Below are 13,559 nucleotides of genomic sequence, written 5' to 3' on the forward strand. Positions count from 1 at the left end.
GGGCAAGGATCGTCGTGCGGGTTCTAGAGCGGCCACTGCAGGCGGCGGAGGCCTCCGATGACGAGGGTCTGTCGGCCGTCGGAGCGGAGAGAGGTGAGCAGCGTGTGACCGCAGCCTCGGCACAGGAGGATCATGCCGGCATCGTCGAGTTCGGCGACCGCATCGGCGAGCGCCGCTTCATGCTCGCAGTGCGCGCACGCCGCCCGCGCGTCCGTCATGTCTCTGCCGAAGAGCTCGAGCAGGAGGCCGCCGGCGGCGTTGCCGTCGAGCTGCTCGTGATGGCCGGGGTGATGGGCGCGCATCAGGCACCTCCGAAGCGCTCGGTACGGATTCGATCGGGGGAGTGACCCGCGGAGACGAGCAGGTCGGCGACCGCCTCGACGAAACCCGTCGGGCCGCACACGTAGACCGCGGGGTTCTGCGACACCGGGATCGTGGATGCCGTGATCGTGGCTGCATCCACCCTGCCTGCGGGTCGTGCGACACCGGCGGGAGAAGACCGGGTGTACGCCCAGTCGAGGGTGAACGTCTCGTCGGAGAGCGCGCTCAGCTCGTCGGCGTAGAACGCGTCGTCCGCGGTGCGCACCGAGTACAGCAGGCGCATCGGCGCCCCGCTCGCGACGAGGGCGTGCTCCCGTGCCATCGCGAGCAGCGGGACGATGCCCGAGCCGCCGGCGATGAGCTGCACGGGTTCCGGTCGGTCGGGGGTCCACACGAAGTAGGCGCCGATGGGGCCGCGCACTTCGAGCTCGTCGCCCGGACGCACGTCCTCCACGACATAGGGGGAGACCTCTCCGTCCGGTACCTCGTCGACGGCGAGCTCGAGGAGATCGGAGCCGCCCGCGGAGGCCAGCGAGTAGGAGCGCACGGCCTGATAGCCGTCTTCCGCGGTGAGGCGCACGTCGACGTGCTGTCCTGCGAGGTTTCCCGGCCATCCGTGCACCCGCAGCCGGAGGATGCGACCGTGCGCCGTGGCCTGCCGGGTCTCGACGACCGTGGCGGCCAGCCACAGCGACGAGGTGGTCACCAGTACCGCTCCTCTTTCCAGGGGTCTCCATACATGTTGTAGCCGTTCTGCTCCCAGAAACCCGGTTCGTCGTTCTCGAGCAGGTCGAGGCCGTGGACCCACTTGGCCGACTTCCAGAAGTAGAGATGCGGAACGAGCAGACGTGCGGGCCCGCCGTGCTCGGCCCCGAGCGGTTCACCTTCGAACTCGACGGCAATCCATGCGCGGCCGCCCGTCAGATCGGCGCGGGGGACATTGGTGGTGTACCCGCCGTACGAGAAGACGCGCGTGAATTCGCCGTCCCCGGCGTCTGCGAGCAGGTGATCCAGCGAGACTCCCCGCCACCGCGTGCCGAGCTTGGACCAGCGCGTCACGCAGTGGATGTCGGTGGTGATCGTGTCGAGCGGGAGCGCGTGCAGGTCATCCCACGACCACGTCCGCCGGATTCCGTCGAGCCCGACGACGGCGAACTCCCAGGTGTCGGTGGCGATGCGAGGCGTGGGCCCGGCGGACAGCACGGGGAAGTCCTCGGTCAGGTACTGACCCGGTGGCAGCCGCTCGTCTGCCCCTCTGCGGCGTGCGCCGAACCCTCGTGAGATCACAGCCATCGTCGTCCTCTTCCGTCGGTCCAGCGAATACGGCCGGTCGACCGCGGTCGCCTGGCCCCCTCCGGGGACGGCCCTGCGGTGACGCGACGATTCTAGTGAGCGGCCTCCTCGTCGCACGAGGGGTTCGCGCTGATCGCGCGAGCGGCGGCTGATCGTGATCTCAGCGACATCAAATATTTACTTGTATACGCGTAAATCCTGCTATGTTCCTGATAAACCAGTTGAACAAGCCACGGAGTCACATTGCTGCGTCATTCTGATGTTTTTGCTGATTCTGACCCGGGTCAGGGCGTCGCGTCGACACCCGATCAGCTCGCCAGGGACAACATGCCCCTCGCCACCTTCCTCGCCGTCGAGAAGGCGCGCTCGGCGACGCACGTCGACCTCGACGACCTGCTCTCCGCCGCACGGATGGGACTCGCGCGAGCGGCGATGTCGTACGACGCGTCGCGCGGTGTTCCGTTCGGTGCGTTCGCGAGCAGCCAGATCAACTGGGCGATGCTGTCGGAGATGCGTCGTGCCGACCCCGCAGGAGAACGCAGTCGGGACAAGATCGAACGCCTGCGCGTCGCCGCCGAGGCCGTACTCGCCCGCACGGGCCGCACCGCGACGCCCCTGGAGCTGGCACGAGAGTCGGGTCTCGACATCGACACGGTGATCGAGATGCAGAAGCTCGACGAGATGGTGCGCACCGCGACCAGCTTCGAGGAGCACTTCGACGTGGAGACCGGACGCCAGGCGGCCGACCTCACCGACAGCGTGATCCTGCCCGAGCACGCGGTCGAGCAGTCGGAGCTGCGCACGATGCTCTCGCGCGTCATCGACGCGCTGCCCGACGCCATGCGTCAGGTGGTGCGCGGGATCTACCTCGACGACCGCATGGTCAAGGACATCGCGGAGGAGCTCGCGGTGAGCCACGCGTATGTCTCGAAGCTGCGCTCCAAGGGGCTCACTCTGATGCGCGAGGCCATGCAGGCGTGGGAGGACGGCACCACCGGCGACCGTTCGACCAAGGCCCGCTCGGACTTCTTCGAGGCGCTCTTCGGAGCCGCCGCCCCCGCGGAGACGGCGACGACCGCGCGCGTGCTCGCCGGCGTCTGAGATTTCTCCCGGCCCCGGGTTACGGGCGATCCGCACGTCGCGAATGTGGTGAGTGCAGGCCCACGGATGGGCCCGCATTCAGTCCCATCACCACGGAGGATAAACATGGGTCTTCAGATCGCAACCAACGTCAGTGCGCTCAACTCGTACCGCAACCTGTCGGCGAACCAGAACGACGTCTCGAAGTCGCTCGAGAAGCTCTCGAGCGGTCTGCGCATCAACCGCGCAGCCGACGACGCCGCGGGTCTCGCCATCTCCGAGGGCCTGCGCTCGCAGGTCAACGGCCTGAACGTCGCAGCCCGCAACGCTCAGGACGGCATCTCGGTCATCCAGACCGCAGAAGGCCAGCTGACCGAGGTCCACTCCATCCTGCAGCGCGTGCGCGACCTCGCGGTGCAGGCCGGTAACGACTCGAACAACGCCGACTCGCGCGGAGCGATCACCACCGAGGTGACGCAGCTGGTCGACGAGCTCGAGCGCATCGCCGACAGCGCCAACTTCAACGGCATCCAGCTGCTCGACGGCACGGCCGGTGCCGCAGGCGACGGAACGCTCAGCTTCCAGGTGGGCGCCGACGGTTCTGCATCCAGCCAGATCACCGTCGACCTGAGCAGCGCCAACATCAAGGCGCTCTCGACGCAGCTGCGCACGGACATCGTGACGACCGACGGATTCGCGGACCCGACGGTGGCCGCCGCGACCATCACCACGGTCGACACCGCCATCAAGAGCGTCTCGTCGGCCCGCGCCGACCTCGGTGCGGTGCAGAACCGCTTCGAGTCGACGATCAACTCGCTGCAGGTCTCGGCCGAGAACCTCTCGGCTGCCAAGAGCCGCATCGCGGACACCGACATGGCCTCGGAGATGGTCAAGTACACGGCGGCGAACATCCTGGCTCAGGCCGGCACCGCCATGCTGGCGCAGGCCAACCAGTCCGGCCAGGGCGTTCTCCAGCTGCTCCGTTGAGTCGCTGCGCCTGAGGCGCTTCGGGTGCCCGAGCGGGGTCGTCTCCGCTCGGGCACCTTCGGGGAATGACACGATCCGCAGCACTGGGAAGGCATCTGAGGATGAAACTCGACGGCTTGATCTCCGGCCTGAAGACAGGCGAGCTCATCGACGCGCTCATGGACGTGTCGGCGATCCCCAAGAAGCTCATCACCACCAAGATCACCGATCGCAGCGCGATCATCACGAACCTGCAGTCTCTCAACAGCTCGCTGCAGGCCCTCGTCGCCAAGGCGAAGACGGCCGCAGGAGCGACGTCGCTCGCGGCCTTCACCGCCACCGCATCGTCCGAGAGCGTCACCGTCACGGCTCGCCCCACGGCGAGCGCGTTCTCGACGGACGTCGTCGTCGACGCCGTCGCCTCGGCGCATTCGATCGTCACGGCGTCCGCCGGAGCCGACGCCTGGGGCGGCACCTACACTCTCGTGGCCGCAGACGGCACGCAGACCGAGATCACCCCGAACGGCAGCAGCCCGCAGGACCTCGCCAAGGCGATCAACGCGGCGAAGTCCGGCGTCACCGCGACGGTCGTCCCCGCGGGCACGGATGCCGACGGCGCACCGCTGTCGCGCATCCAGCTGACCAGCGCAGAGACCGGAGAAGAAGCCCGCTTCGCGCTGCACCGCGGCACCGGCGCCGAGGTCGATGCGGGATCGTCCGTCGATGTGGCGACCGAATCCGGCGCCGCCGTCCTCACGCAGGGGGGCGATGCGCGCATCCGCCTCTTCGCCGGAACCGCGGCCGAGCAGACTCTCACCAGCGCCGACAACACGTTCACCGTGACCGAGGGCATCGACGTCACAGTGTCGAAGGTCAGCGCCGACCCCGTGACCGTCGTCGTCGCTCTCGATGCCAAGGCGCAGACCGCCTCTGCCGAAGCCTTCGTGAAGGAGATCGCGGCGCTGCTGACGCGGATCGACAACGGATCCAAGGCCACGATCGGTGCTGTCGGCGAGACCACGACGCTCGGCGTCTTCACCGGCGACAGCACGGTTCGCAATCTTCGAGGCGCTCTCGCCAGCGCGATGCAGCATCCGATCGACGGGATCTCGCCCTCGACCATCGGCATCTCGATCAGCGACAAGGGCGTGCTCTCGTTCGACGCCGAGAAGTTCGGGAAGGCGCTGGCCGAGGATCCCGAGAAGACGCAGGAGCTGTTCTCGTCGATCGCCGGACGCGTGCAGAACGTGACGAACCAGTACTCGGACAAGTACGACGGGATGCTGACCCAGCGCATCACCGGGCAGGAATCCGAGGTCAAGATGCTCAAGACGCAGGTCGAGCGGTGGGACCTGCGGCTCGAACAGCGACGGGCCACGCTCGAGCGCACCTACTCGCAGCTCGAGGTGCAGCTGTCGAAGCTCCAGTCCCAGTCGTCCTGGCTCAGCTCCCAGATCGCCGGCCTCACCAACACGTCGTCGTCGTCGTGATCTGAGACCCTTCCACCCGCACCGCATCGGAGTCAGACACCATGCCCATCACCTCCCTCGACCGCGCGAAGCAGCAGTACCTCGAGCAGCAGGTCGCGTCCGCCTCGCCGGAGCGCCTGCTCATCCTGCTCTACGACCGGCTGCTGGTCGACATCGAACGGGCCGGCGTCTCGCAGGATGCCGCAGAGTGGGCGGCCGCCGGCGCGCACCTCACGCACGCTCAGCAGATCGTCGCAGAGCTCAACGGGTCTCTCACAGACGCGTGGGAGGGGGCGGTCGAGCTGCGCAGCGTCTACACGTATCTCACCAGCCGCCTCATCACGGCGAACATCACCCGCGACCGCGCGGTGACGGCCGAGTGCCGCGACCTCGTGATCCCGCTGCGCGAGGCGTGGCATGCGGCGGCGGCGGCGGTCACGGCGACCTCGCCGACGTCGACCTCGGCACTGGCCTGACCGGCCGTGCCCGACAACCTCGCGGCATGGCTGGCCGTGCTCGATCAGTTCGAGCGCGCCCTCGACGCTGCAGACGAGCAGCTGGAGTCCGCCGACTTCGACCGGCCGGACGGTCCGATCCCCGCCCAGCTCCGGGAGCGCGCCGAAGCCGTCCTTGCGCGTCAGCAGCTCATGATCGGCGGTCTCGTCGCATCCCGAGCGAATGTCGCGCGAGAGATCGCTGCGCTCCGTCGGGTGCCGACGAACCCCGGCGGCACCCCCGCATATCTCGACGTCGAAGGGTGAGCGCGCGGGGTTACGCCGCGTTCCTCCTGTCGCGATAGTCCCACCTGAGCACGGATAGCTCGACGATTGGCCAGGGATCGGCTTCTCCATCAACGTCCGGAGTGCCCCCGTGCTCGAATCCGTTACCTCCTCCGCGCTGATCAGCGCGCTCGACGGTCTGGCGCTGCGTCAGCGGTCGATCGCCGAGAACATCGCCAACGTCAACACCCCCGGCTACCAGGCGAAGCGGGTGCAGTTCGAAGACGAGCTGCGCTCCGCCGTCTCCGCCGGATCGGGCGCGGTGACCCCCACCGTCGAGCGGTCGCTCGAGCCGACGCGGATCAACGGCAACAACGTCAACCTCGACACCGAGACGCTGTCGAACATCGACACGGTGCTGCGCTTCCAGTTCGCCAGTCAGGCGATCGGCGGTCAGTCCGCATCGATCACCAAGGCGATCGGCCAGGCCTCCGCATGACCTTCGACGCGATCGGCATCGCCGGCTCAGGACTCACCGCGCATCGCAAGTGGCTCGATGCCCTCAGCGACAACATCGCCAACGTGAACACGGCGACACCCGCGGGGGAGGAGGCCTTCCGCGAGAAGCTCGTCACCGTGCAGGCGGGCACCGAGAGCCCTGGCGTGTACGTCGCCGGTGTCGTCGAGTCCGAGGCCGAGGCGAAGCGCGTCTACGACCCCGAGCACCCCTACGCCGACGCCGACGGATACGTGCAGTACCCGAACATCGAACTCGGCGACCAGATGAGCATGCTCATCGTGGCGCAGCGCGGCTACGAGGCGAACGCCGCCGTCGTCGACCGTGCCAAGACGACCTACGAGGCAGCACTGCAGATCGGACGCAACGGATGAGCACCCCGATCGAGGGGATCTCCGCCGCCGGCGTGACCCCCCTCTCGTCACTGAGCTTCGAGAGCGATGCCGATGCCACCACCGCGACCGGTGGCGGCGCTTTCGCGAACTCGATGACCGGAGCCATGGAGAACCTCCAGCAGCTGCAGGCGTCGTCGAACGAGCTGGCCGTGCGGGCGGTCACCGGCGACCTGCAGGACATCCATCAGGCGATGATCGCCTCGTCTCGGGCGTCCGTGACACTCGATCTGGTCGTCGCGGTGCGTGACCGCAGCGTATCCGCGTTCAACGAGATCATGAGGATGCAGGCCTAAGCGATGCCGAAGATGCTCACGGGTTATTTCGACCGCGCCAAGCAGGTCGTCTCGGGCTTCACCCTCGCCCAGCGCACGATCGCGATCATCGGGGTGGCGCTGCTGGTGATGGGCGCCATCGCTCTCGGCTCGTGGCTCTCCCGACCGCAGATGAGTCCGCTGTTCACCGGGCTCAGCGCCGGGGACGCATCGGCCGTCGTCGACCAGCTGAAGACCGCCGGGGTCTCGTACGAGCTCGCGGAGGGCGGCGCGACGATCCTGGTGCCGGACGACCAGGTCTACGCGCAGCGGCTCGCCGCGGCATCCGCAGGCCTGCCCGGCGACTCGAGCGAGGGATACACGCTGCTCGACAAGATGGGTGTGACCGCGAGCGAGTTCCAGCAGTCCGTGACGTACAAGCGTGCGATCGAGGGCGAGCTCGCGAGCACGATCGGCTCGATGGACGGCATCACCGCCGCATCCGTGCAGCTCGCGATCCCCGAGGAGAGCGTGTTCGTGTCGGAGCAGCAGAGCCCGACGGCATCGGTGTTCGTCAAGACCCGCAACGGCTCGACGCTCAGCGACGAGAAGATCGAGGCGATCGTGCACCTCACGAGCGCGGCCGTGCCGGGAATGACCCCGGAGGACGTCGCGGTCACAGACCAGAACGGCGCGGTGCTCTCGGCCGTGGGCGCCGGGCTCACCGGCAACTCCTCGAAGCAGGCCACGGAACACGAGGCGAAGGTCGCGGCATCGGTCAACGCCATGCTCGAGACGATCGTCGGCCCCGGCAACGCGACCGTGACGGTGTCGGCCGACGTCGCGAACTCGACGTCCGAGCGCATGGACGAGACGTACTCGGCGCCGGAGGGCGCGCTCAGCGCCTCGGAGCAGACCAAGACCGAGACGTACACGGGCGGTCAGGGCGGCGGCACCGGGGTCCTGGGACCGGACAACATCGCGGTGCCCAACGGCGCCGCCGGCGACGGCGCCTACGAGTTCGAGGAGACCTCGCGCGACAACGCCGTGAACAAGTCGACCGAGAAGACCGTCACGCCTGCCGGCGAGGTGACTCGCCAGACCGTGAGCATCGCGCTCAACCGCGGTGCGGTCACGGGCGTCACGGCCGCCCAGGTCGAGACCCTCGTCGCATCGGCCGCCGGGATCGACCTGGAGCGCGGCGATGCGATCGCCGTGGAGTTCGTCGAGTTCAGCGAGTCGGGTGCGACGGCGGCCCAGACGGCGTTGCAGGCGGCGGAGGCCGAGCAGGCCGCGCAGATGCAGCAGGAGCTGCTGCGTGCGGCCATCATCGGAGGGTCGATCCTGCTCGCGGTGATCATCCTCGTGGTCTTCCTCGCCGTGCGTCGCAAGCTGAAGCGACGGGTGATGTACACCGACGACGGGCCGATCGAGTACTTCGCGACCGTGACCGAGAGCGAGGAGCAGAAGCTGAAGTCGCTCAGGGGACTGAAGGACGCGGATGCGATCCCCCTGCCTGCGCCGACCCGGCTGCTGCCGTCGGCGGATGCCGATCTCGACGACGAACGCGAACCCGACCAGATGCTCGTCGAGCGCCGTCGCCGCGAGATCGACGACCTGGCCAAGCGCGAGCCCGAGGCGATCGCCGGAGCGCTCGCGAGCCTGATGGATGAGGCGAGGGTATGAGCGCGCTGACCGACCTGCTCGATGCGCAGGCCGACACCGTCGAGGTGTCGACGGCGGTCGCGACGACGACGCCGGAGGCCCCCGCGCAGGAGATGAGCGGCCTGCGCAAGGCCGCCATCGTGCTCATGAACATGGATCGCGCGGCGGGGGCCGAAGTGCTCCGCCACCTCGGCGAGGAGCGGTCGGAGATGCTGGCCGCCGAGCTCACGCAGCTGGGCGGCGTCGACGTGGCATCCACCGCCCGCGCGCTCGGGGAGTTCCGGCGCATCGCCACCGGCGGCTCGGTGCCGTCGCGAGGCGGGCAGGAGCTCGCCACGGGACTGCTCGAGACCGCCTTCGGGCGTGAGAAGGCCGTCGGGATGGTCGGGCGCGTGATGTCGCAGGGCTCGGTGTCCTTCGACTTCCTCAACGCCGCAGACCCCGCACAGCTCGCCACGATCCTCGAGGGAGAGCTGCCGACGACCGTCGCGGTCGTGCTGGCGAATCTGCGCGCAGACCGCGCGGCGGCCGTGCTCGCCGCGCTGCAGGACCCGCTGCGGACCGACGTGGCTCAGGCCATCGCGACCATGGGCACCGCCACGCAGGAGGCGATCTCGATCGTCGCCGACTCGCTGCGCTCGCGCACCGGCGTGTTCGCGATGCGCGACAACCACGAGTCGATCGGGGGCGTGCAGCCGCTCGTCGAGATCATCAACCGCTCGGACACCGCACTCGAGAAGTCGCTCCTCGCCTCACTGGAGGGTCGCGATCTCGCACTCGCGGAGGACATCCGCAGCCGCATGGTGACCTTCGCCGACTTCGCGCGTCTCGAGGATCGCGATGCGCAGCGAGTGCTCCGCGGCATCGATCTGCGGATGCTCGCGCTCGCGCTCAAGGGTGCCGACGAGCAGATCGTCGAGAAGGTCCGCACCAACATGACCGAGCGGAACCAGGAGAACCTGACCGAGGAGACCAAGGTGCTCGGCCCGGTGCGCATGCGCCAGGTCGATGAGGCCCGCGCGGAGATCGTGCGGATCATCCGCGAGCTCGAAGCGTCCGAGGAGATCACGATCTCCCGCGAGGACGAGGACGAGCTCATCGAGTGATTCCCGCGCCGAGGCGACACGCGGCGATGGTTACGCCACCGCCGCCGCGTCGCGATAGTGCCGGGGGAGCACGGATCGCTCGCCCTTCGGGCCACGGACAGGCCAGACCTTCTACTCCCGAGGTGCCCGCCGTGCTCGATTCCGCCTTCACGCCGCTCGTGATGCCGCGCGTGGGCGAGCCGCCGGTCGATCTCCCCGGCGAGACCGAGCAGGCACGAGCACGCGGCTATGCCGACGGCTTCGCGGAGGGCCTCCGCCGTGCGCGCGCCGAGGCCCTGCACCAGGCGGACGTCGCCGAACACCGTCAGCGTGAACTCGCCGAGACATACCTGCACGAGCGCGGATCGGCGCTGCGGGCACTCGACGCCGCGCGCGAGGCGCTCGATGCCCGGACCGAGACGGTCCGAGCGCTCACAGTCGACGACATCGAACGGCTCGCCCTCGAACTGGCGACCACGATCCTCGGTGCAGAGCTGTCGGATCCGGCGCGGGCCGCGGCGCATGCCGTGCGGAGAGCCGTCGCAGAGGCACCCGTGGAGCGGTGGACCCGCGTGCTCCTCAGCGAGCAGGATGCCCGGACGGTGCATGCCGACGACGACCTCCGCGGGCTCGTCGCCGACGTCGAGGTGATCGGCTCCTCGGCGGTGGATCCCGGCGGGGCGCTGGTCGAGGTCGAGGACGGCGCGGTCGACACGCGCATCGTCGATGCCCTGCGCCGCGTGCGCGAGGCTCTCGACGGAGCGAGCGATCAGGGCGAGGCGATCGCCCGATGACGACGACCACCTGGACGCGTGCCCTCGCCGCCGCGCGCCCCGAGCATAGTGGGGTCGTGCAGGCCGTGCGCGGGCTCGGCGTCGAAGTGCGCGGAGTCGGGGGAGCGGTCGGCGACCGGGTGCGCATCGACACGACGAACGGACGCGCGGTCGACGCCGAGATCGTGGCGATCGACGGGGTGTCGTCGCGCTGCATGCCGCTCAGCCGGCTCGACGGCATCACCGCACGCGCCCGCGTGCGCCATGCGGGAGCGCCGCTGCAGGTGCCGACGGGCCGGGGACTGCTCGGGCGGGTTCTCGACGGCCTGGGCCGACCCATCGACGGCAGAGGTCCGCTGCCGCGCACCGCGCCGCTCGTGCCGCTCGATCACGATGCCCCGAGCGTGATCACCCGGCGACGGATCGATCGTCAGCTCGGACTCGGTGTGCGCGTGCTCGACACGATGACCCCTGTCGGATCGGGGCAGCGTCTGGGTCTGTTCGCCGGGTCCGGTGTCGGCAAGTCCTCGCTGATGTCGATGATCGCCCGCGGTTCGTCGGCCGATGTCACGGTGATCGCCCTCGTGGGCGAGCGTGGACGCGAGGTGCGCGAATTCCTCGAGGACGACCTCGGGCCCGAGGGGCTCGCACGCTCGGTCGTCGTCGTCGCCACCTCCGACCAGCCGGCCATGGCGCGTCTGCGCTCGGCCTTCGTCGCAACCCGCATCGCGGAGCAGTTCCGCGATGACGGGCTCGACGTCGTCCTGATGATGGACTCCCTCACCCGCGTCGCGATGGCGCAGCGCGAGATCGGCCTCAGCGCCGGGGAGCCGCCCGCGACACGCGGCTACCCGCCGTCGACGTTCTCGGTGCTGGCACGGCTTCTCGAGCGTGCGGGTACCGCGGAGACCGGCTCGATCACGGGTCTGTACACGGTGCTCGTGGACGGCGACGACCACAACGAGCCCATCGCCGACGCCGCACGCGGAATCCTCGACGGACACGTGGTGCTCGACCGGGCCCTCGCGATCCGCGGGCACTTCCCCGCCGTCGACGTCCTCGGATCGGTGTCGCGGGTGGTCTCGAAGATCACGAGCCCCGAGCAGCGACGGCAGGCGGTGACGCTGCGCAGCGTGCTGGCCGCACGCCGCGGCGCGAACGATCTGATCGACATCGGCGCCTATCGGCAGGGAGCCAACCCCCTCGTCGATGCCGCCCTCGATCATGATGCCGAGATCGCTCGCTTCCTCACCCAGTCGATGGACGACCTCAGCACGGTGGACGATTCCTGGCAGCGGCTCGCTGCCCTCACGAGCGAGTTCGGAGGACTCACCCCATGACCTTCCCCCTGGCAGGACTCCTGCGCGTGCGCGGCGCGCAGGAACGCGTCGCCGCCGAGCGGCTCTCGCGCGCGACGGCCGAGCGCACGCAGACCGAGGCCGCGGAACAGGACGTCCGCTCGAGCCTCGCCGAGCTCGGCGCCCAGGTCGGCGACGCGCAGACACTGCTCGCGATGGCGGCCGCGCGGGCCGCGGGGCGCAGCGCGCTCAGCGATCTGCAGGCGCTCACCGAGCTGCATCGCACGGCGGAGGACGAGGCGAAGGGCGCGCACATCAAGGCCCGGCGCGAGCTGAAGGGCCTGGAACGCCTGGAGACCACGCACCGCGTCGAGGCCGTGCGCGCGGATCTGGCGGCCGAGCAGAACACGCTCGACGAGATCGCCGTCGCCCGCGCGGTGCGCGGCGAGGGGAGCGCGGCATGACCGGCCTGGACGGGGTCATCGCGCGCGTCGGCGAGATCGAGAGCCGCATCGTGGCCCTCGATCCCGCAACCCGTGCCGCCGCCGCGGCTCCGACCGAGGCCGCCGAGGCGAGTGCCGAGACGTCGTCGGCGGCATCGACCTTCGCGGGGCTTCTGGAAGCCGCGACGAGCGCGACGGATGACGGGTCCGCGGAGGCGGTGGCGGGGTCGTCGACCGACCAGGCCGCGACACGGAGCGGATCGGCGACGACCCAGACCCCGGCGAGCAACGCCGAGCTGGTGAGCGCACTGCAGACGCTGTTCACGGCGAGCAGCGGAGCATCCGCCGGGAGCTCGTCGCTCGCGCAGTACGCCGGACTGATCGGATGAGCGCCGTGGGAATGGTGAACTCCCTGGCGGGCGGGACGCCGGCGGCGAGCGCGGCGTCGGGTCGCGCGGGACAGGCCGATCGCGAGACGCGCTTCGAGGCGATGGTCGGCCAGGCGCGGCAGATCATGACCGGCGGGGACGCGGGATCGTCGGCGCAGGCCGGGACCGACGACGCGACGGCATCGGACGAGCGCACGACGGGAAAGGCCGCGACGGAGGCGGCCGAGCTGGCAGCCGCGGCGTCGCTGCTCGGCGCCGGAGCAGCCACGCCGGGCGTCGGCGCGCGAGCGGCGGGATCGGGCGCGGAGGAATCGAGCTCGGAGACATCGGGCACGGCGGCATCAGCCACCGACGAATCGGGCGCAGAGAAGGCAGGCGCGGCGCCGCTGGCCACCGGTCCCCTCGGGGCGGACTCCGATGCGCGCGGCACTGCCGGCGCATTCGGCGGACCGACCGTGTCGGCGGGTGCGGACGTGCGACCCGTCGTCGGAGCCGCGGGGGATGCGGTCGCGACGGGTCCGACTCCGACACCCGCGCCAGGGCCTGCCGCGGCATCCGAAGCGGCAGCGGCGGCATCCGCCCCGCCGCTCGACCGCTCGGCCGTGTCCTCACAGGTCACGGTCGCGGCCGCCGCACTGTCGACGCGTCAGGGCGGTTCGTCGCCTCTCGACCGCATCTCCGCGCCGGCGACGCTCGACCGGTCGGCGCGGGCCGACGCTCCCGCGGCGACCCTGCCGACCGAACCGACCGACGTGACCACGGCGACCGCGGCGTCGGCGACCGGTGTGCGCCAGGGTGCCGAGCCCGTCGCGGTGGGGGCGAGCAGCGGTGTGGCCTCAGCGCCGGCGATGCCCGTGCCGCGAGGCGACGTCAGCGCATCCGCTCAGCCCGGGCT

17 protein-coding genes and 1 pseudogene are annotated in these 13,559 nt (G+C 70.0%); 15 read left to right on the forward strand and 3 right to left on the reverse strand.

Going from position 1 to position 13,559, the window contains the following annotated elements; all coding sequences use genetic code 11:
- Positions 1-23: 23 nt before the first annotated feature.
- Genes HWD99_RS18030 through HWD99_RS18040 form a run of 3 tightly spaced genes read right to left on the reverse strand, consistent with a single transcriptional unit; the run spans position 24 to position 1,614 of the window.
- Positions 24-302: a DUF6510 family protein gene (locus HWD99_RS18030; protein WP_241797573.1), complete on the reverse strand. Its 279-nt coding sequence runs from the start codon at positions 300-302 to the stop codon at positions 24-26.
- Positions 302-1,027, reverse strand: a complete 726-nt coding sequence (locus HWD99_RS18035; protein WP_241797574.1) for a ferredoxin reductase — start codon at positions 1,025-1,027, stop codon at positions 302-304. Before HWD99_RS18035 ends, HWD99_RS18030 begins: the two co-directional genes overlap by 1 nt.
- Positions 1,024-1,614 (reverse strand): sulfite oxidase-like oxidoreductase, encoded by a 591-nt coding sequence (locus HWD99_RS18040; protein WP_241797575.1) that lies wholly within the window; start codon positions 1,612-1,614, stop codon positions 1,024-1,026. Before HWD99_RS18040 ends, HWD99_RS18035 begins: the two co-directional genes overlap by 4 nt.
- A gap of 243 nt (positions 1,615-1,857) precedes the next feature.
- Between HWD99_RS18040 and HWD99_RS18045 the strand changes: the two genes are divergently transcribed.
- The 15 genes and pseudogenes from HWD99_RS18045 to HWD99_RS18115 form a co-directional block, all read left to right on the forward strand.
- Positions 1,858-2,715 (forward strand): sigma-70 family RNA polymerase sigma factor, encoded by an 858-nt coding sequence (locus tag HWD99_RS18045; protein ID WP_274618403.1) that lies wholly within the window; start codon positions 1,858-1,860, stop codon positions 2,713-2,715.
- Between the two features lie 105 nt (positions 2,716-2,820).
- Positions 2,821-3,681 (forward strand): flagellin, encoded by an 861-nt coding sequence (locus HWD99_RS18050; RefSeq protein WP_241797577.1) that lies wholly within the window; start codon positions 2,821-2,823, stop codon positions 3,679-3,681.
- 101 nt (positions 3,682-3,782) lie between these two features.
- Positions 3,783-5,150 carry a flagellar filament capping protein FliD gene (fliD, locus tag HWD99_RS18055; RefSeq protein ID WP_241797578.1) on the forward strand — a complete coding sequence of 456 codons (1,368 nt, stop codon included), beginning with the start codon at positions 3,783-3,785 and terminating at the stop codon, positions 5,148-5,150.
- A gap of 41 nt (positions 5,151-5,191) precedes the next feature.
- The gene (fliS, locus tag HWD99_RS18060) at positions 5,192-5,605 is read left to right on the forward strand and encodes a flagellar export chaperone FliS (protein ID WP_241797579.1); all 414 of its coding nucleotides are present in this window, start codon (positions 5,192-5,194) and stop codon (positions 5,603-5,605) included.
- Positions 5,606-5,611: 6 nt separating this feature from the next.
- On the forward strand, positions 5,612-5,890 hold the full coding sequence (locus HWD99_RS18065) for a hypothetical protein (protein WP_241797580.1): 279 nt from the start codon (positions 5,612-5,614) through the stop codon (positions 5,888-5,890).
- Between the two features lie 109 nt (positions 5,891-5,999).
- Positions 6,000-6,347, forward strand: a complete 348-nt coding sequence (flgB, locus tag HWD99_RS18070; RefSeq protein ID WP_241797581.1) for a flagellar basal body rod protein FlgB — start codon at positions 6,000-6,002, stop codon at positions 6,345-6,347.
- Complete coding sequence (gene flgC, locus HWD99_RS18075) at positions 6,344-6,739, forward strand: flagellar basal body rod protein FlgC (protein WP_241797582.1); 396 nt, start codon at positions 6,344-6,346, stop codon at positions 6,737-6,739. Before flgB ends, flgC begins: the two co-directional genes overlap by 4 nt.
- Positions 6,736-7,053: a flagellar hook-basal body complex protein FliE gene (gene fliE / locus HWD99_RS18080; RefSeq protein ID WP_241797583.1), complete on the forward strand. Its 318-nt coding sequence runs from the start codon at positions 6,736-6,738 to the stop codon at positions 7,051-7,053. The genes flgC and fliE overlap by 4 nt, the downstream gene beginning before the upstream one ends.
- Before the next feature lie 3 nt (positions 7,054-7,056).
- Positions 7,057-8,697 (forward strand): flagellar basal-body MS-ring/collar protein FliF, encoded by a 1,641-nt coding sequence (gene fliF / locus HWD99_RS18085; RefSeq protein ID WP_241797584.1) that lies wholly within the window; start codon positions 7,057-7,059, stop codon positions 8,695-8,697.
- The gene (gene fliG / locus HWD99_RS18090) at positions 8,694-9,782 is read left to right on the forward strand and encodes a flagellar motor switch protein FliG (RefSeq protein WP_241797585.1); all 1,089 of its coding nucleotides are present in this window, start codon (positions 8,694-8,696) and stop codon (positions 9,780-9,782) included. Before fliF ends, fliG begins: the two co-directional genes overlap by 4 nt.
- Before the next feature lie 131 nt (positions 9,783-9,913).
- Positions 9,914-10,555 (forward strand): FliH/SctL family protein, encoded by a 642-nt coding sequence (locus HWD99_RS18095; protein WP_241797586.1) that lies wholly within the window; start codon positions 9,914-9,916, stop codon positions 10,553-10,555.
- The gene (locus HWD99_RS18100; RefSeq protein WP_241797587.1) at positions 10,552-11,874 is read left to right on the forward strand and encodes a FliI/YscN family ATPase; all 1,323 of its coding nucleotides are present in this window, start codon (positions 10,552-10,554) and stop codon (positions 11,872-11,874) included. Before HWD99_RS18095 ends, HWD99_RS18100 begins: the two co-directional genes overlap by 4 nt.
- Entirely contained in the window at positions 11,871-12,296 is a 426-nt protein-coding gene (locus tag HWD99_RS18105; protein ID WP_241797588.1) for a flagellar FliJ family protein, read from the forward strand. The genes HWD99_RS18100 and HWD99_RS18105 overlap by 4 nt, the downstream gene beginning before the upstream one ends.
- Positions 12,293-12,664 carry a hypothetical protein gene (locus tag HWD99_RS18110; protein ID WP_241797589.1) on the forward strand — a complete coding sequence of 124 codons (372 nt, stop codon included), beginning with the start codon at positions 12,293-12,295 and terminating at the stop codon, positions 12,662-12,664. Before HWD99_RS18105 ends, HWD99_RS18110 begins: the two co-directional genes overlap by 4 nt.
- A pseudogene (locus HWD99_RS18115) lies at positions 12,661-13,559 on the forward strand (hypothetical protein); the annotation flags it as partial. The gene HWD99_RS18110 and the pseudogene HWD99_RS18115, both read left to right, overlap by 4 nt.

Source organism: Microbacterium sp. C5A9, assembly GCF_022627955.1.
Lineage (GTDB): Bacteria > Actinomycetota > Actinomycetes > Actinomycetales > Microbacteriaceae > Microbacterium.